This is a genomic window from Vibrio sp. D173a, assembly GCF_030248475.1.
On sequence record NZ_JAHGAH010001527.1, the window covers coordinates 1 to 854 of the forward strand.

Consider the following 854-nt stretch of genomic DNA (forward strand, 5'->3'; position numbering starts at 1 on the left):
GCACACTACTTTGCTGAGCGTCTTCGTAAACGTATTGAGAAGTACGCTGTAGATACTTCGGCAGGTATGATTAATTTCACCGTCAGTTTGGGTGTTTGCCAGTTATCTCCCGGGATCGCCTGTCACTTAGAGTGGCTAGAATCGGCAGATAAGGCTCTTTATCAATCTAAGCAACGTGGTCGCAATCAGACATCGTTGTTTCCTTTCGACTAACTTTATTTGTTGTTACCTCCGTTTACCTGAAATAAATCATAAGATTACCTGTAAATTTGTCTGCTGTTGTCTATGTTTTAATTAGACAACAAGGAGATATATATGCTGAAACTCACCCCCTACCTTTTTTTTGATGGACGCTGTGACGAAGCTTTAGAGTTCTACAGAAAATGCTTTGGTGGCGTCATCCTTTCAAAACAACACTTCAAAGATGCACCCCAAGTTGTAGAAGGGGCTGAACCCGATTGGGTAATGCATGCTGAGTTTGAAGCGTTTGGCATGAAGTTGATGATGTCAGATGGTGTGCATGCCAAAGAACTGCAAGGTAATAACCTCGCCTTGTCTTTAGTGACGGAAGATACCGCAACGCAGGAACAGATCTTTGAGAAATTGGAGCAGGGTGGGAGGGTAATGATGCCGCTGGCTGATACTTTCTGGGGCGCTCGATTCGGCAAAGTAGAAGACAAGTTCGGGATGAGGTGGATGATTCACGGTGATTCATTGAACTAGATGTGCGCTGTTGCATAATGAAATTGCTGACCCATTTGATTAGAATTATAAATAGAGTTTTATAATCAAAGTTATATATAAAATGGGCAGCATAAAGATTACAGTGGACCGTATCCAACCGGGCCTACACA

2 protein-coding genes are annotated in these 854 nt (G+C 42.7%); both read left to right on the forward strand.

The features are described 5' to 3' along the window. A partial coding sequence (locus tag KIV40_RS34505; protein ID WP_285353953.1) for a diguanylate cyclase occupies window positions 1–213 on the forward strand: 213 nt, incomplete at its 5' end. A 102-nt stretch (window positions 214–315) separates the two neighbouring features. Further along, the gene (locus KIV40_RS34510; RefSeq protein ID WP_285353956.1) at window positions 316–723 is read left to right on the forward strand and encodes a VOC family protein; all 408 of its coding nucleotides are present in this window, start codon (window positions 316–318) and stop codon (window positions 721–723) included. Window positions 724–854: the final 131 nt, after the last annotated feature.